We start from the raw sequence: 16824 nt of genomic DNA on the forward strand, positions 1-16824 counted from the left end.
GTCACATATCAGAATTTATAAGTTAAGCTGCTTCAACGCGCATTTCCTCCATCTTTTTGATAAGTTGTTCGTTTATATCGCGGTTGGGGCTGATTCGTTGGCTGCAATGTTGGTGAATGTTAATAATAAAAGGGTGATCGGTGCATCTAGCCCCGATGTTCAGAAAATCGATGTCCCATAACCCCTGGCTCAGTAGGCTCATTACGCTTAGTTCCTTAAAAAGTCGGCTATTGCTGGGACTCTCCTGTGCACTGCTATTACTGGCTGGCCTGGTGCTTGGGATGGCTTGGCAGGTGGGTAAAACCATGGTGCAGGAAACCAACATGGCCCATTTGCGTTACGAAGCCGATATTATCGCTGATGAGATAACCCAACAGATTGACCACCGTTTTCAAGCGTTAGAACGGTTAAGCAACACGTTGGGAGTCGTGAGTGACACCTCTCAGATTAGTTATGAATTGCGTAAAAACGATTCGTTGTTGGCGTGGTTTGACGCGATTGTTGTCAGTGACAGCCAAGGGCGCATTATCGCTGACTGGCCAGCGGTTGCCGGCCGTACAGGCCTTGAAACTGCTGAGCTTGAATATTTTAAAATGTTACGTGGTACGCGACAGCCTTATGTCAGTGAGCCTTTTATAGGGCGTGCCAGCGACATGCCCATGGTGTTGGTCAGTGTGCCTCGCCTGGATAGCGATGGTCGTTTTGTTGGGTTTATCGGTGGTGTGGTCAGCTTGGATAGCAGCGGATTATTTAGACGCTTGGCCACCATACGCCTAGGGAGTGAAGGGTATGCGGCGGTTGCGACGGCAAGCGGCAGAGTTTTATATCACCCTAACCGGTCGTTAATTAATAACGAGAACGTCGACCTGACTGCTAATCCGCTAATCGATTTAGCACTCGATGGCTGGCGAGGCGATGGCATTGGTTCGCTGCTGGATGGTCGAGTGGGGCTGCAATCTTATGCACAAGTATGGCCAGCTAGCTGGGTAGTGGGGCTTTATCTGCCGATAGATCAGGCGCAACTGCCGCTTTCTGGTTTTATCCAAAAGCTGTGGTGGATTTGGATCGTAGCAGCACTGTTAATGATGCCGCTTCTATGGTGGCTGCTGGCACGCATTCTGACTCCACTAGATCGCTTGGAATCACAGATTGGCGAGGTCGGTATTGGGCGTCGTTCATACGTAGACCTTGCGACGAGTATGCAAGAGCTAGAGCAGGTGGCGCACACGTTTAATCGTGTTGAAGATGAGCGACAGCAGTTAGTCGAGCATCTGCAAGAGCGTGAAGCGTTTTTGGACTCTGTCATGAATGCATCGCCCCAAGGTATGTTTGTGGCCGACTTTGGCGGCAATATTACCTACATGAATCCGGCGCTTTTAGAAATTTTAGGTATCGAGTCCAATATCTTAATGGAGACTTGGCTTGAGCAGATTCATGAGGATGATCGTTCCGGGGCAGAAGACATGTGGCAGCACAGTTTAAAAACTGGCAATGACTACATGCGTCAACTGCGCTTCATTCGCAGTGACAACGAAATGCTTTGGCTGGATATTCACGCGCGTGTGGTGATGCTCTCCCAGGGAGGCAATTCCCTTGGGCTGGTGGGCGTAGTAAAAGATATTACTGAGCGTCGGGAGCAGGAAGCGCTCCAGCGTTGGGAAGCAGAGCACGACCCGTTAACGGGGCTGCTTAACCGCCGAGGTTTCGAGCGCCGCCTTGAAGACGCCTTTGCAGATTTCCAAAAAACCAGCACACCATCGGCACTGTTGTTATTCGATCTTGACCACTTCAAACCGATTAATGATGAAGGCGGCCATGCTTTAGGGGACGAAATGCTGCGCCGTATCGCCCAGGTAGTTGCCTGGGAAGTTCGCCGCAGTGACCATGTGGCTCGCCAGGGGGGTGATGAGTTTGGCGTATTGTTGCCTAGCTGTACATTAGGGCAAGCAGAGCGTATCGCTGAGTCATTGCGTCAATCGGTGAGCGAGGTATCGGTTATTAATGAAGGCAAAGAGTACTCCGTCACACTGAGCATAGGCGTTACCACCTTCGGTGATAGCGATGTCAATGTGGAAACGGTACTCTCTCGGGCAGATGCCGCCAGTTACGACGCTAAAGGCCTCGGGCGCGATAGCGTGGTAGTCAAGCTTCCAACGTCGTTAGGCCCTGTCAAAATGTTCGAGTAATGCCGCACGGGCGCTACTTTCTGGAAATACGTAATAATCCGTGCCATCTAGTCGACAAATCAGTGCTATCGGTAGACTATATAAGCTACTGCTTATTCGATTGAGAGTGCTTTCGTGAACCTACTAGAGCTGTTTTCTCGAACGCTAGATGTCACGTTGCCTGTATTTGCCATGGTCTTTGTCGGCATTGGCTTAAAACGTTTACAGTGGATCGACAGCGGGTTTGTCTCTACCGCGTCCGCGCTTGTATTCAAAGCAACGCTCCCCACGCTCATCTTCTTGAGTTTAATAAAAGCAGATTTAAGTGTTGCGCTGGATATCCCCCTGTTGCTGTTCTTTGCCGCCGCCACGCTTGGCCAATTCTTCTTAAGTTGGGTCTGGGCGTGCTATCGGGTGCCTGAAGCCGACCGAGGCATTTATGTTCAGGGCGCCTTTCGTGGCAACTGCGGCATTGTCGGGCTGGCACTCGCGGCAGGCATGTACGGCAGTTATGGGCTTTCCGCTGGCAGCTTGCTGCTAGGTGTGGTGATTGTCATGTACAACGCGCTTTCGGTCGTGGCCTTAGCGGCTTATCAGCCCGGCCAATCAACAGATTGGCGCAACCTGCTGAAGCATATCGTTACGAATCCACTGATTATCTCTGTACTCGCCGCGCTGCCATTCGCCGCGTTCTCGATTCCACTGCCTAGCTGGCTGATTACCTCAGGCGATTACTTCGCCTCCTTGACGTTACCCCTGGCGCTGATCTGTGTAGGCGCAACGCTGTCGGTGGCCACCATGCGTAACGGCAGCCAAACAGCGATAAGTGCCAGCAGCATGAAAATGATCATATTGCCACTACTCGCTACGCTAGCAGCATGGGCGGTGGGGTTCTCGGGAGAGCAGCTAGGGTTGTTATTTCTATTCTTCGCCAGCCCAACCGCCGCCGCCAGCTTTGTGATGGTAAAAGCCATTAACGGCAATGTAGCGCTGGCCGCCAATATCATCGCGATAACCACCTTAATGGCCAGCGTCACCGTCACCACCGGTATCTTCGTACTGCGCCTTCTGGGATGGATTTAACCAGTGTGGTTGGCTGGCACTTAGCAACACGCTATACTATGCGCCCCATAAGTCCCTGTAGCTCAGTAGGATAGAGCAGCCGCCTCCTAAGCGGCAGGTCGCAGGTTCGACTCCTGCCAGGGACGCCAACGGGTCTTTCTTTCTCAGTCATTCCTCGTCAAGCCAAAACACGTACAGCACTCTAAATACCTAGGCTTCTAGCTCTTAGGTAAGCCTTAGCATTCCCTACAAATTGCGCCGCCAAGTGGCATACAGAATGGTATATCTCGCCATTCGAAGTTGCTCGACACCGCCTAAGTATGACCTAGCGGGTGGCTAGTATGGCCAACGCCCCGCCTTTGTGCGGGGCGTGGGCGTGTTAGGCGTGGGTAAGTAGGATGGAAGAGTAGCTAGCCCTGTGCGAGCGCCTACAGGGCCTCATGCGGCAATGTTGCCAACCAACCAGCTCCACACCGACCGCGACCCACGCCGCGCCCTCGACACCCCGCCCCGCCCGCGCGCTAAATGTAGTGGTTTTTATGCACCCCTGCGCCCGCCGTCAAGCCGCGCCACTGCTGGGCTGGCTGGTGAAAAATAGGTGCATGAAAATTGTGCGAATTCATGCGGGGTTATGCGCTTTTTATAGGGCTGGGTAGCGGATCAGGCGTGAAGGCTGGGTAGTGAAGTGCTGGCAGAAGAAAAGATCGTTCCTGAGTAGTCCTAGCAAAGCCTAAGTATTCATGATAGATGTGAGCTTGGTAATTAAACGATACGCTTTTTGCTCCTGTCTGGGCTTTCTCGTTTTACGGAAAGGCAAACGCTTGGGGAGGGTGTATATATGCCTCTTGAAAAATGTTTAACATATGCTGGTAATGCTATTAGATAATAAATAAGGGGGGGGGGATGAGTAATACTTTAAATGCTGGCCTTGAAAGTACAATAGCAAAAGGTGATCCAGGTGATGACACAGCTAACCGGTACCGTTTTCAATGGATCTGGGCTGCGGTAACCTGCTGCAGGGTTTTAGATAATACGCTAGATGTTCTAGAAGTCTTTTGTGAACATCATGAGGATGTCCTGATTAAGCATAGAGATGGATCGTTTACAGGACATCAAGTCAAAACTCGTGCTGATAACCAGCCGCCATGGAAGGCTAGTGACGATTCTGTTATTGCTGCATATGCACGATTCGTTAATTTAGATAATGAATATAGCGGAAAATTTAGAAGTTTTTGCTTTTTAACTAATCATGTGATTCATTCATCAAAAAACGGTCAAGATCTTCCGTATGTTCTTTCATTAATTAAAGTAGCTGATTCAATATCTAAATTGGAAAAAAGTGCTGTAAGGTGGGTTAAGAAAGTTGCAAAAGCTGCTTGTGTTAGCGATGAGATTGCTTTTAATGCTTTGTCAAAATGCATAGCAAGTGCGAAACTTCCTAAGTTGCGTGATGCACTTATGCGCTTAATTGACACTATTACGCAATGTTGGCCCACTGCAAAAGAGCTTTCACATGACACTGTAGTACGTTCAGCGCAAGAGCTGGTTAACGAATGTACAAAAGCTTCTTCTTTAGATCACTTGCAATTACTTCCCGCCTATATGGCAGAAAATGGTAATGATGAAGATGACATTGCGTCTGTAATAAATGGGAAAAGAATGACTCTTTCTCGGATCCAGAATGTGCTTGAAAGTGGCCGTAACAGTTATTCAGAACTAATCGGTGACCCTTCTAAAATTGTACAGCCGTATAGCGGAAGTACAGAGCTTTTACATAAAAAGCTAGATACAGGTGGTTTCTCAATAGTCACTAGAAACTCTGCAGACGATTTGAGGGATAAAGCCGACTATCTTGGTATAGCTTGGACTAAAAAACATGGCGAAAACAAGGGGTTGGATCAATATAACCATGTGCTCTCCCTCGTGCTTAACGATGCAGGAAAAGCCTTTGACGCAAAAAAAAATAAAAGTGATGATTTTGGCCCAGCGATGAGAGATGAATTGGTTCGTTTATTGAAAGATCGGCGTGCTGATAATTGTCAGTTATATGATGCGACTATTGATCATTTAGAAGGCATGGCTTTTTCTTTAACTGCTCAGTGTAAGATAGCGTGGAGTAATAGTAGACCGTGGGAGTCTGAGTGATGGATTTAGTTAATTTTATAGCTCAGCTCGACGAAGAGCCAGAACTGCATGCAATTCGTTTGCTTATACTTATATCTGCTTTTTCTGATTCAAATCATAGCAGTTCAATTGGCGGTTTTACTAAGTTAGCAAAGCTTGACTTTCTATTGCGTTATCCTGTTATGCTTGAACGTGCTTTAGAAGCTAAAGGTTCTTCAGTTAAAAGTGTCGAAATTAAGGAGCATGAATTAAATAGCGTTGAATCTCAGATGGTACGCTATCGGTTTGGTCCATGGGATCATAAGTATCGAGGGTTGCTCAATATTTTAGTAGCCAAATCCCTCGTTGAGATTAATGTAGAGGGACGGAAAGTTTTGATTTCTCTTACAGATGCTGGAGAAAATTTGGCTCTAGAGCTCAGAGAAATGGAAGAGTTTAAAGATTATGCAAGGCGGTCTGATATTTTAAAAAGAAATTTTGATCTTAAAGCAACAAATCTTATGAATTTTATATATAAGAATTTCCCAGAAGTTATTTCTCTCCGCTCTAATCAGAGAATACCAACATGAATATTAATTTGATTATGCTTGTTGTGAGAAGTCGAAAAAATATCGTACAAGTTGACTTTTCTAAGACCGTTACTTTTATTTATGGGCCAGTTGGGACTGGAAAGTCGTCAGTAGCGCGCCTTATAGATTACTGTTTTGGAGGTGAACTTGAAAGAACACCAGCAATTCAACATGAGTTAGTTTCTGTCACATTAGAAGCTAAGCTTGGAAAATATGATTGTACATTTGAAAGAGGGAGCGATAACCCCCAGTTTGTGCGTGTTACATGGAGTAACAGAGAAGGATATATAAATTCAGTAAAAGCACCTATAGCAGCGGGCGATATAACTATAACTTCAGGTGAGGTTTATAATCTTAGTGACCTCATATTTAGCCTATGTGATATTGAACCAATTAAGGTGTTAAAGAGAAGTCGCGATCCAGATTCTCCGATGATTAGACTTAGTTTTCGAGATATTTGGAGATACTGCTATCTAGATCAAGCTCATTTAGATTCTTCTTTTTTTAGGCTGGAAGAGCCATTTCGTGCTCGAAAAAGTCAAGATGCGATGCGGTTTTTTACAGGGTTGCATTCTGAGCGATTAAGCCAATTACAGTTAGAATATTATCGGTTAAATACTAAGCAGCATGGTTCTCGTGAAGCAATTGAACAAATTAGAAGTTTCATGGTTAGATTTGAATTTGGTTCTGAAGAAGTTATTCACCAAAAAATAAATGATTTGAAGAGCAGGCTTGCTCGTGCACGAAATCAAAGAAACTTAATTGAGAAAGAAAGAGCAAACATAATTCACCCATCCGAAGGATTAAGGGAGAGGTTAAGGTTAATTAGTAATAAGCTTTCCGACCTGAAAGACGCTATAAATATGTCGACTACGACGATTCAAGAGCAAATAGCTCTTCGATCAGAGCTTATTACCACTAAGTTAAAGGCAGAAAAGACCAAAAAAGCAGCTAGTATCTTAGAAGGAGTGAAATACTCTTCATGCCCGCAGTGTGGGACTGATATAAAGAATAAAGAAGCTTCCATTCACGAGTGCTCCCTCTGTTGTGCTAATTTGGAAAATTCTGTAGAAATATCAAGCAATTATATGGAGTCAGTAAGGAGAGAGGTGAACGATAGAATTGATCAAATTAATGATTCGATCAATCGAAGAAACCAGGAGCTAGAGCGATCAAAGCGTGAGCTAGTAATTGTTGAAGAAGAAAAAAGAAAGCTAGATTTTGAATTGCAAGACAAGCTAAAGCGTTATGACTCTGCATATATTGAAGCTGTGAGAGATTTAGATAAAGAGATAGCTAAGCTTGATGAGAGACTGGATTCTTATAATAATTTTAAAAAGATGTCAATAGCTATTGAAGACCTTAAAAAACAAGAAATTGACTCTATAAATAAAATTGAAGATTTAAAGATTACTATAGAATCCGAAAGAAAGCGGCTCAGTAATGGAGAGAAAAATGCTCGTAAAATTGCTGAGAAGTTCAGGGAAATTATGATTGATGTTGGTTTTCCGGGTTTTTCAGAAAATGATAAGATTAGTTTAGATCCACGTAACTGGAAACCTGTAATTACTCATTCTGATCAAGAATGGGGCTTTTGGGATACCGGAAGTGGAGGTAAAAAGACGCTATTTAATGTATGTTATGCACTAGCTATACATGAAGTGGCATTAGAGGATGAAATGCCTGTTCCTAATATTCTTATTATCGACAGTCCTACAAAAAATATAAGTGAAGATGAAAACCCTGAGTTGATTAGGTCTCTGTATAATGAGATTTATAGATTTGCTTCTTCTAAACGTAGTCATGGTATGCAGCTTCTCTTAATTGATTCAGACCTTGTTGAACCTGAATTTGAGTTAACTGATTTTCTGCAAAGGAGAATGGCAGGTGAAGCTGAAGCCCCTAGCTTAATTCCGTACTACGTTGGACCATAACGGTGACCGATCTAGAAAATTTTTCTAGGTCGGTCTCTTACAACTATTGAGAAGTTAAGAAAGAGCTAATGGTATATTAATTGGTATATCGAGATTTTTATATAGTTTTTTAAATTCATGTTTTTCAAATGGTTAGTTGCTATTTTTTGCTCCTTCCAGGGACGTCAACTGGGGTATTGAGAAGTCCTGAGAAAGCCAGGAATCATGTGTTCAGACATGACCTTTACTCCCTAGTGTTCCTCCCCAATCTTAGTGCTTAGTGTTTAGTGGTGGTAGCCAGACTGGTATATCTCACCATTCGAAGTTGCTCGACACCGCCGTGGCGCCGGCGTCATCTCTTGGCGCACATGCGAGTGCCGCCGAGAGCGCACCAAGGAGATGGCCTTATGGCAGGGCGGTCCAATCTAGGCCAGCAGTGCTTTCACCTTGCGCTGCACATCAAGGCACCTCATCCGGAGAGATGTCGAAGCTTTCATTCGCTTAGTTTGTGTAAGTTCCCTTGCAGCTCGCACTTTCGCGACATACCTAAAGCAGTACCTAGCATAGAGGATGACAAAGCAGCTTGATAAGACCATGGCAGCCGTCGCCCAAATTTTGTCGGAAGTGACCATGCTGTCAGGGCTACCATATAACCAGCGCAGGCCCGGTCCTATCATCAGATACCAGCCTAAGGACAACGCTAGATAGATAATGAAAAGCACCGCCTCGGTGCTTTCGAGCTTCCATCTTGGTCGCTTGTGACGGATCTTGCCTGACGTCTTATCTAGCCTGACTTCATCATGCGCTAGCGCCAACAAGTCAAGGGCATCAGCTCTTGGGTGATGATTTAGTACCGCCCACACCAGAGCGCCATTGACGCTTTGTCCAGAGTAGAGGTAGAAAAGCCGCTTTAGCGTCCTTTGAAGCCCTTCCTCAAGCGTAGTCTGAGACCGATAGTCAGCTCCGAAGTCTACGATCCTCACCATTACATTTATCTTGATCGCGCTTCGACTTAGCTTATGTCCACGCCAATGCGAGATAAACGCCACAGCTACACCTAGTATAGGTACTGCCATTAGTAAACTTTCGATGATGCCGCCGCCCATTCAGATGCCCTCGTAAAATTAGACCGCCTGGTAATCCCCCCATGTTGAGAGGGGATTACCAGGCGCTTATCTATGCCATTGGTGGCTCAAGTACAGAAAGGCTGGCTGTTGCTCGGGATTCTTCGCTATTCGTTCTTAATGTGGGTCACTTCTGAGCGCGCGTCCATAAAGAGTTCCGACACAATCTTCCAGCTGCCGTCGGATTGACGGCCGAGCAGTTTCAGGGAGTAGTTGTGGCGGGTGGGCAGCACGTTGCCTTCAATGGTGCGCTGGCCTTCGATCTGAGTGTAGACCTTGACTGCCACGGCATCTTCGCCAACCGTTCGGACAGAAATCTCAGGCTGCCCGGCCATGGAATTATCAGAAAAATGCGAATCGGCAAAGAGCTCGCCGAGATAAGAGATAATTGCGTCGCGCCCTGTAATAGTTCGCCCGAATGCATTGGTCCAGTCGGCATCTTCGGTATAAATATCACTCATGCTGGCAGCATCACGATCTGCGAACCCTTGAAGCTGCGTCATAAGCAGGGTTTCGATGGCTTTCTGATCTGCATCCATGGCTTGCCTCTTTTCGGTTGATAGTGACGGAGTTACTACCGAAGCAGTGATCGCAAACCTAACCGTCATCATAAGAATGGTAGCGTTTAAAAATCACGTCAAATAGGCCTTTGGTTCTTCTAATGGTTTTCACGTTGGTTGCCATGAGTTAGGCAGTATCCACTTTCAGATAATGATCAGGTGAACGCAAAGTTCGGTGCGCGCAACTGGCACGAATCGGTATGTGTTTTGGTTGGGGGTTGAAAGCCGTTCAGCGTGACTCCGATGCCACCCTCAGCGCTTAAGCGATCTGTTCGCTGGCAGTCAGTTTGTTTATTTTAGAAATATATTTTGACGTTTTTTATAAATGTAGATATTTTTATCAGCCAATGCGGTTTGTGCTGCCTGTCTAGCGTTGCTTGGGCACTTCGCTATGTAAGAGAAAAATAAGCGGGACTTGGTGAGGAACAGCGCGGGGCCGAGAGTGCTTTCGGGAGTGCAGGAAATGGCTTTGTGGTGAGTTTGTGGGAGGCGCGGCCCGAGTGCGAGACAAGCTCTAATGTCATGGCAAAAGGAAAATAAGATGAGTGGTTTACCTGATATTTTGATACCTGACGCCTTTATTGGTGGAGTGTGGCAACGCGCTGAAAAACGCTTTGCGGTCACCAATCCAGCCAATGGTGAGGTGTTAGCCGAAGTCCCTGACCTTGATGCTGATGGTGCTCGCGAAGCCGTTGCAGCAGCTGAAGCAGCAGGGCATGGCTGGAAAAAGCGCACCGCCAAAGAGCGTGCGACGCTGCTGCGCGCCTGGTTTGACGCCATCATGGCTCACCAAGAAGATCTAGCTCGGCTGATGACGCTAGAGCAGGGCAAGCCGCTGGCGGAGTCACGAGGTGAAGTGGCTTATGGCGCATCATTTGTCGAATTTTATGCCGAAGAGGCCAAGCGCATGGCAGGAGAAACCTTGCCGGGCCATGGTGTCGATAAACGCATTCTGGTATTTCGCGAACCCATTGGCGTCGTGGCAGCCGTTACGCCATGGAACTTCCCTTTGGCAATGATTACCCGTAAGTGCGCCCCTGCATTGGCAGCAGGATGTACGGTGGTCATCAAACCCGCAGAAGCAACGCCGCTGACAGCGCTGGCCGTGGCACGCCTCGCGGAGCTTGCTGGCCTACCCGCTGGGGTAATCAATGTGGTGACTGCCAGCCAACCCGCGCCTATTGGTGAGGTGTTAACCACTGATCCGCGAGTGCGCAAGTTCTCCTTCACAGGCTCTACGCCTGTCGGCAAAAGGCTTCTCGCTCAGTGTGCCGGTACGGTTAAAAAAGTTTCCTTGGAATTAGGCGGTAACGCACCTTTCATCGTGTTTGATGACGCCGATCTAGATGCGGCCGTTGAGGGGGCTGTGGCCTCCAAGTATCGCAACTCCGGACAGACGTGTGTCTGCACTAACCGTTTCTTAGTTCAGAGTGGCGTTTACGATGCTTTTGTCGAAAAGCTGGCTAAGCGCGTGGCGCAACTGAATGTTGGCAACGGGCTTGAAGAAGGCGTCATGCAGGGCCCGTTGATCAATCAGGCCGCTGTCGAAAAGGTTGAGTCCCATATTGCTGATGCGTTGGAGAAGGGCGGGCGTTTGGTCTGTGGCGGTAAGCCTCACGCGCTGGGGGGTACCTTCTTCGAACCAACGATTATTGCGGATGTTACCGACGACATGCGGGTTGCCCGTGAAGAGACGTTTGGGCCCTTAGCACCGGTGTTTCGTTTTGAGACTGACGATGAAGCTGTTGCCATGGCGAATGCTACTGAGTTTGGGTTGGCCGCTTATTTCTATGCGCGTGACTACCGCAGAATTTGGCACGTTATGGAGGGGCTGGAGTACGGCATGGTTGCGGTTAACGAAGGAATTCTTTCTACCGAGCTGGCGCCCTTTGGTGGCGTGAAAGAGTCTGGCTTGGGGAGAGAGGGCTCACGCCATGGGCTTGATGAGTTTACTGAGTTGAAATACGTCTGTGTTGGCGGCTTATAACCGATTTTCTCTAAGTTAAGAAGGAATGCAGTAAATGAAAATGAGCAATGCGCAACTGAACGAGCTTAAACAAAAATATGTCGCTAATGGTGCCGCCAGCCCCGCAACCCAATTTGCCGACCGTGCTGAGAACGCGATTATTTGGGATGCCGATGGTAACCGTATTATTGATTTCGCAGGCGGTATTGGCGTGCTTAATATTGGCCATTGTCACCCGAAGGTAGTCGAAGCTGTCCGTGAGCAGTTAGGTCGAGTGATGCACACGTGCCAGACCGTCATTCCCTACGAAGGCTACGTTAAAGTGGCTGAGAAGCTCAGTCAGCTTACCCCTGTGCGCGGTCATGCCAAAGTCATGCTCGTCAACTCTGGGGCTGAAGCGCTGGAGAACGCTGTGAAGGTGGCCCGTGCCGCCACAGGTAAGAATAACGTCATCTGCTTCGATGGCGGCTACCATGGTCGTACGTTTATGACCATGGCGATGAATGGAAAAGTGGCGCCATACTCGGCTGATTTCGGCAGTATGCCTGGCAATGTTTTCCGTGCGCCTTATCCGGTGCCTTTCCATGGGGTGAGTGAAGAAGACGCGCTCCGCGGCCTTAAAATGACCCTTAAGACCGATGCCAACCCGAAAGACACCGCCGCTATCGTGATTGAGCCCGTGTTGGGGGAAGGTGGGTTCTATCCTGCGCCTGCAAGCTTCCTTAAAGCGGTGCGCGAGATTTGTGACGAGCACGGTATGCTGATGATTGTCGATGAGGTTCAGTCTGGCTTTGGCCGCACCGGCAAATTATTTGCTATTGAACATAGTGGCGTTCAGCCGGATATCATCACCATGGCTAAAAGCATGGCGGGGGGGATGCCAATCTCCGCGCTGGTAGGTACGGCTGAGCATATGGATGCGTCAGGGCCTAACTCATTGGGCGGCACCTATTCGGGCAGCCCTGTCTCTTGTGCTGCTGTTCTTGCCGTGCTTGAAGTTCTCGAAGAGGAAAAAATTCTTGAGAAGAGCCAGGCTTTAGGGGAAGTCTTGGGACAGCGTTTTACCCAGTGGCAGCAGCGCTTTGGCTGTGTTGAGAATGTGCGCCATTTAGGTTCCATGGCGGCATTGGATATCGTATCCGCCGATCAAGCGCCTGATGCTGAGCTAGCTGCCGCGCTTTGCAGGCGGGCACGAGAGAAAGGATTGATTCTGCTTTCGTGTGGGCTTTACGGCAATACAATTCGCTTCTTAATGCCAGTGACTATTGAGGATAATATACTCGAAGAAGGCTTGGCGATTGTCGAGGAATTGTTGGAAGAGGTTACCGCGTAGCGTGTTACGACGCTTTATTTGGTATTTCTCCGCGCTTGTGTAAATGTTTCTATAAGTGCTCATAGAAGCCGTTGCAGTTAATTCTGCATCGGCTTTTTATATTGTCTAGGGCTGTGGGTTTTAAGCACTTTCAAACAGGTGTTACAAATTGTGCTATGATTTTCGCCCACTTTGTGAAATGCATAATCATGAATTCATCACTTTTCCAGGACGAAAAGGCCGACGCCAAGGAAAACTTGGGCATTCGCGCCTACAAGCTACTTAAGATTGACATTATTAAAGGCATTTTTCGACCTGACGAAAAATTGCGTATGAGTGTGCTCAAGGCGCGCTACGACCTGGGTATTGGCCCTCTACGAGAAGCGCTTTCACAGTTAGTCGCTGAGCATCTGGTTGTGGCGATTAGTCAGCGCGGGTATCGCGTGGCACCCATGTCGCTCGCTGAGCTTAAAGATATTTATGATGCCCGTGCGCAGGTCGAAGCCATGATGCTGGGGCTTGCGATAGAGCGTGGAGATGATGCCTGGGAAGCTAATATTCTGGCGAAGTCTTACCAATTAGCAAAGCTGACTGAAACGAGCTGTTCAGAGGGGCTGCTAGCGCTTTGGGATAGGCGGCATAGTGATTTTCACACCGCCATGGTGATTGGCTGCAACTCACCTCATCTGATGAAAGTACGCGCAGGGCTGTTTGATAAAGTTCAGCGCTATCGCTTTCTGTGGCTTAAAGAAACCGTGTTTTCAGCTCAGGCGCTTGAAGCAAAGCGCCAAGAGCATGCTGCCTTGGCAGACGCCACGCTTGAGCGTCGTAAGGATGAAGCAGTGTCATTGATGCACGAACACTTGATGTCGCCTGTGCCTATCATTACACAGGTGATGCGCCAACAAGGCGTAGCATAAGGTAAAAGAGCAGGCAGGAGAAAGAATAAAAAAGGCCCTAATGATTAGGGCCTTTTGGGTTTAGGTCTCTGCTTATAGCCGTTTGATACGTTTGTTTAGAACAGCAGGTTGGGTAGCCACAGCGCAATACTTGGGAATAGTACGATAAGTGCTAAACCAATTATTTGCAGAGCAACATAAGGTAGTGCCGAACGGTAGATATCTACAATCGTAATAGATTTTGGTGCCACTGATCGCATATAAAATAGGTTATACCCGAAGGGCGGCGTTAGATAAGCGGATTGCATACTAATGATAAATAGCACCGCAAACCATGTCGTATCGAACCCTAAGTCACGCACTATTGGCACATAAAGTGGAATCGTGATGAACAGGATGGCAAAGTCATCCAAGAACATGCCAAGCGCAAAGAAGCTAATCAGCATGATAATAATGACGGTATAAGGCGAAAGCGAAAAGTCATCGATAAAGTCGCTAACGATCATTCCGGCACCTAGCCCCATATAGATACGGCTGAAAAACACCGCTGCGATTGCAATCCATAGCAGCATGCCCGTTATTTTGGTAGTGCTGAGCATTGCGTAACGCAGGAGACCCCAATTAAGCCGGCCTCTTAGAGCAGCGATAACCAGTGCACCTCCTGCCCCTACTGCGGAAGCCTCAGAAGGAGAGGTGACCCCACCAATGATGCAACCCAGTACCGTCGTTACCAACAGTCCCGGTGCAATGACATGGCGTAAAGAGATCAGCTTTTCTTTGGTGCTAAAACGCTCTTCTGCTGGCGCTGGTGGCCCCAGTTCGGGGTTCAAGCGGCAACGTATCAATATATACGCCATGTAAATACCGGCAAGCATCAGGCCGGGTACCAAGCCAGCAGCAAATAGCTTTCCCACGGATTCGCGGGCAAGAAACGCATAAACGATCATTAAGATACTAGGTGGGATGAGAAAGCCCAGTGCGCCACCAGCCATTATCGTGCCGGTCACTAGCCGCTTGTGATAGCCGCGCTTGAGCATTGCTGGCAAAGCAATAATCCCCAGGCTGACAGTCGCTGCACCTGAGACACCTGCCATGGCGGCGATAAGGGCACAGATGAGAATAGTCCCAATCCCTAGCCCGCCTGGAAGGCTCCCCATTAACTTATGCATCATTTCGAAAAGGTCATCGGTGATGCCGGAGCGTTCCAGTACCAATCCCATAAAAATGAAGAGGGGGAGAGCAACCAGGAGAAAATTGTCCATGGTGCTGTAGGCTGACGATAATAAAAAGTCCAGGCCTCCAGGGCCGAACATTAAGTAGGCGCTTCCCATGCCAGATATCATCAATGCCCAGGCTAGTGGAGAGCCTATTGCCATTAGCACGATCATGGAGATAAACATAATCGCCGTAATCGTAATGGGGTCTAAATTTAACATTGGAAAACCCTTTGTATTGCATATCCGGAAGGATGCGTCGGGGTGTGTCTTTTGTTTTTCATAAGAGAGTTAGCTTTATTCAGCGTCGCTAATGTCATCGCGTGGATCATCATAGGGAAGACCAAGCAAACGAACGATGGCCCGCACTAACTCTGCTACGCACTGAAGAATTAACAGTCCAACGGCGATTGGAATGGTTGCCTTGATCGGCCATAGCGGTGGACGCCAGCTGCTACGGTTTGAATATTCGCCGATGACCCAGGAGCGATGAGCGAACTCCACAGCCAGGGTGAAAAATATGCCCAACACCAAAATGCCTAGTGAAAATACAATAACGTCACAGAAAGCTTGCACGCGGAAAGGCAGTAATCGATAAATAACATCACTGCGTACGTGGCTTTGGTGGCGGAGGGTATAGCTGCCTGCCAGGATACTCAGCGCACCGAAGAACATAGTCGCAAGTTCGTGCCCCCACACGGTGGGGGCATTCAACATATAGCGAGCGACCACTTCATAGAGCAGTACACCGATAATACCTAGCGTCAGCCAAGCGATGACTTGTCCGACCCAGTCGGAAAGCCCGTCTTGAAAACGTAGATATCGGTTGATCTTACTCACTCAATCGTCCCTTCTCGATAGCATTATTGATCAGGATTTCAATAGCCTGGGCGTTACGCTCAGAGCGTGCAGCTTCTTCTTCCCAGATAGGGATGGAAGCTTCGGCTAGGCGGTTTGAGTCTTCTTCAGGCAGTGTGGCAAATTCAAACAGCTCGCCTTCATCAATGATGCGTTGGTTGCCTTCTTCCAGCCAGTTGTGAACGTCTTCCAGGTATTGAGCTAGTTCATCAACCAAAATCTGCTGTTGCTCTTCGCTCATGCGATCCCAGGTGCGAGGGTTGATGAACGCATTTTCCGTCCAGCCTGGGTTAAGCAAATTGATATCGGTGTAGTAACCCGCCACTTCATTGATTCGCAGCTGCTCGTACTCTACGGGGCCACCGTAGATAGCGCCGTCAATGACGCCCGTGGACAGCGCCACATAGAGCTCTTCACCGGGGATAAATGTGGTTGGGACACCAAACTTTTCCAGCACGGTGGCAATTGAACTGGTTGCGCGAATGCGCATGCTGGATAGATCTTCTAGGCTAGATACTGGCTCTCGGGTGACTAAGCCATAGTCGCTACCAAAGCCGCGGCCGATGAGTTTGACGCCTTGCTCTTCGTACGCTTCTGCGATGAGTTCATCAAGTCCTTGATTGGCAAATATATCGCGTGCTTCTTCGACATCAACCCAAGCCCCAGGAAGGCCACCTTCGATAGTGCCGATGCCAACAGTGCCTGGCCAATAGCTACCCACACCATGGCCGATATCGATACTACCGCGGGCAACGGCCTGAACGAATTGGTCACTGTCCACCAGTTCGCCACCGCGGAAGAATTGAATGTTGATGGAGCCGTCACTCGCTTCACTTACCCGTTCCCGCAACTCCGCCGCTATATGATCCACTTCGGTGCCGTAGAACGTGTGCATACGCAAACGGACAGTGTCGGCATAGAGTGCATGGCTCGCCATGATGGAAGCTGCGATGGATGTTGTAAGAGCGCTTTTTACAAATATTGAGAGTTTCATAGAACCTCTTTATTGATAGCGTTTGGAGTTATTGAGGACATCAATGAGTCAGTGTTTAAACGAT

General features: G+C 48.1%; 12 protein-coding genes and 1 tRNA gene. 9 read left to right on the forward strand and 4 right to left on the reverse strand.

Annotation, left to right across the window (positions count from 1 at the left end; genetic code table 11):
• Nucleotides 1–170 precede the first annotated feature (170 nt).
• The 6 genes from HZS79_RS00580 to HZS79_RS00605 all read left to right on the forward strand — a co-directional run bounded on the left by HZS79_RS00580 (nucleotide 171) and on the right by HZS79_RS00605 (nucleotide 7854).
• Entirely contained in the window at nucleotides 171–2186 is a 2016-nt protein-coding gene (locus tag HZS79_RS00580) for a sensor domain-containing diguanylate cyclase (RefSeq protein WP_179926802.1), read from the forward strand.
• 114 nt (nucleotides 2187–2300) lie between these two features.
• Nucleotides 2301–3248 (forward strand): AEC family transporter, encoded by a 948-nt coding sequence (locus HZS79_RS00585; protein WP_179926803.1) that lies wholly within the window; start codon nucleotides 2301–2303, stop codon nucleotides 3246–3248.
• 51 nt (nucleotides 3249–3299) lie between these two features.
• A tRNA-Arg gene (locus HZS79_RS00590) sits at nucleotides 3300–3376 on the forward strand.
• Between the two features lie 754 nt (nucleotides 3377–4130).
• Nucleotides 4131–5372 carry a dsDNA nuclease domain-containing protein gene (locus tag HZS79_RS00595; RefSeq protein WP_179926804.1) on the forward strand — a complete coding sequence of 414 codons (1242 nt, stop codon included), beginning with the start codon at nucleotides 4131–4133 and terminating at the stop codon, nucleotides 5370–5372.
• Nucleotides 5372–5920, forward strand: a complete 549-nt coding sequence (locus tag HZS79_RS00600; protein ID WP_179926805.1) for a hypothetical protein — start codon at nucleotides 5372–5374, stop codon at nucleotides 5918–5920. Before HZS79_RS00595 ends, HZS79_RS00600 begins: the two co-directional genes overlap by 1 nt.
• Nucleotides 5917–7854 (forward strand): DUF3732 domain-containing protein, encoded by a 1938-nt coding sequence (locus tag HZS79_RS00605; RefSeq protein ID WP_179926806.1) that lies wholly within the window; start codon nucleotides 5917–5919, stop codon nucleotides 7852–7854. Before HZS79_RS00600 ends, HZS79_RS00605 begins: the two co-directional genes overlap by 4 nt.
• Nucleotides 7855–9064: 1210 nt before the next feature.
• Here HZS79_RS00605 and HZS79_RS00610 read toward each other — a convergent pair.
• Nucleotides 9065–9496: a YybH family protein gene (locus HZS79_RS00610; RefSeq protein ID WP_179926807.1), complete on the reverse strand. Its 432-nt coding sequence runs from the start codon at nucleotides 9494–9496 to the stop codon at nucleotides 9065–9067.
• Nucleotides 9497–10058: 562 nt separating this feature from the next.
• Here HZS79_RS00610 and HZS79_RS00615 point away from each other — a divergent pair.
• The 3 genes from HZS79_RS00615 (at nucleotide 10059) to csiR (ending at nucleotide 13715) form a co-directional block, all read left to right on the forward strand.
• A complete protein-coding gene (locus tag HZS79_RS00615) occupies nucleotides 10059–11504 on the forward strand; it encodes an NAD-dependent succinate-semialdehyde dehydrogenase (protein ID WP_162217457.1) in 1446 nt (481 codons plus the stop codon).
• Nucleotides 11505–11544: 40 nt separating this feature from the next.
• The gene (gene gabT, locus HZS79_RS00620) at nucleotides 11545–12816 is read left to right on the forward strand and encodes a 4-aminobutyrate--2-oxoglutarate transaminase (protein ID WP_179927048.1); all 1272 of its coding nucleotides are present in this window, start codon (nucleotides 11545–11547) and stop codon (nucleotides 12814–12816) included.
• Nucleotides 12817–13004: 188 nt separating this feature from the next.
• A complete protein-coding gene (gene csiR, locus HZS79_RS00625; protein ID WP_179926808.1) occupies nucleotides 13005–13715 on the forward strand; it encodes a DNA-binding transcriptional regulator CsiR in 711 nt (236 codons plus the stop codon).
• 95 nt (nucleotides 13716–13810) lie between these two features.
• Here csiR and HZS79_RS00630 read toward each other — a convergent pair whose 3' ends face one another.
• The 3 genes from HZS79_RS00630 to dctP form a co-directional block, all read right to left on the reverse strand.
• A complete protein-coding gene (locus HZS79_RS00630) occupies nucleotides 13811–15130 on the reverse strand; it encodes a TRAP transporter large permease (RefSeq protein WP_162217459.1) in 1320 nt (439 codons plus the stop codon).
• A 75-nt stretch (nucleotides 15131–15205) separates the two neighbouring features.
• Nucleotides 15206–15748: a TRAP transporter small permease subunit gene (locus tag HZS79_RS00635; protein WP_162217460.1), complete on the reverse strand. Its 543-nt coding sequence runs from the start codon at nucleotides 15746–15748 to the stop codon at nucleotides 15206–15208.
• Entirely contained in the window at nucleotides 15741–16760 is a 1020-nt protein-coding gene (dctP, locus tag HZS79_RS00640) for a TRAP transporter substrate-binding protein DctP (RefSeq protein ID WP_162217461.1), read from the reverse strand. The genes HZS79_RS00635 and dctP overlap by 8 nt, the downstream gene beginning before the upstream one ends.
• Between the last annotated feature and the right edge of the window lie 64 nt (nucleotides 16761–16824).

Origin of the sequence: Vreelandella zhaodongensis (assembly GCF_013415115.1) — a bacterium.
Classification (GTDB): domain Bacteria; phylum Pseudomonadota; class Gammaproteobacteria; order Pseudomonadales; family Halomonadaceae; genus Vreelandella; species Vreelandella zhaodongensis.

What these genes read in the sequence shown, in the direction of transcription:
- HZS79_RS00580 (WP_179926802.1), top strand. Translation starts at nt 171, where the DNA reads ATGTCCCATAACCCCTGGCTCAGTAGGCTCATTACGCTTAGTTCCTTA.
- HZS79_RS00600 (WP_179926805.1), top strand. Translation starts at nt 5,372, where the DNA reads ATGGATTTAGTTAATTTTATAGCTCAGCTCGACGAAGAGCCAGAACTG.
- HZS79_RS00605 (WP_179926806.1), top strand. Translation starts at nt 5,917, where the DNA reads ATGAATATTAATTTGATTATGCTTGTTGTGAGAAGTCGAAAAAATATC.
- HZS79_RS00595 (WP_179926804.1), top strand. Translation starts at nt 4,131, where the DNA reads ATGAGTAATACTTTAAATGCTGGCCTTGAAAGTACAATAGCAAAAGGT.
- HZS79_RS00615 (WP_162217457.1), top strand. Translation starts at nt 10,059, where the DNA reads ATGAGTGGTTTACCTGATATTTTGATACCTGACGCCTTTATTGGTGGA.
- dctP (WP_162217461.1), bottom strand. Translation starts at nt 16,760, where the DNA reads ATGAAACTCTCAATATTTGTAAAAAGCGCTCTTACAACATCCATCGCA.
- gabT (WP_179927048.1), top strand. Translation starts at nt 11,545, where the DNA reads ATGAGCAATGCGCAACTGAACGAGCTTAAACAAAAATATGTCGCTAAT.
- csiR (WP_179926808.1), top strand. Translation starts at nt 13,005, where the DNA reads ATGAATTCATCACTTTTCCAGGACGAAAAGGCCGACGCCAAGGAAAAC.
- HZS79_RS00630 (WP_162217459.1), bottom strand. Translation starts at nt 15,130, where the DNA reads ATGTTAAATTTAGACCCCATTACGATTACGGCGATTATGTTTATCTCC.
- HZS79_RS00610 (WP_179926807.1), bottom strand. Translation starts at nt 9,496, where the DNA reads ATGGATGCAGATCAGAAAGCCATCGAAACCCTGCTTATGACGCAGCTT.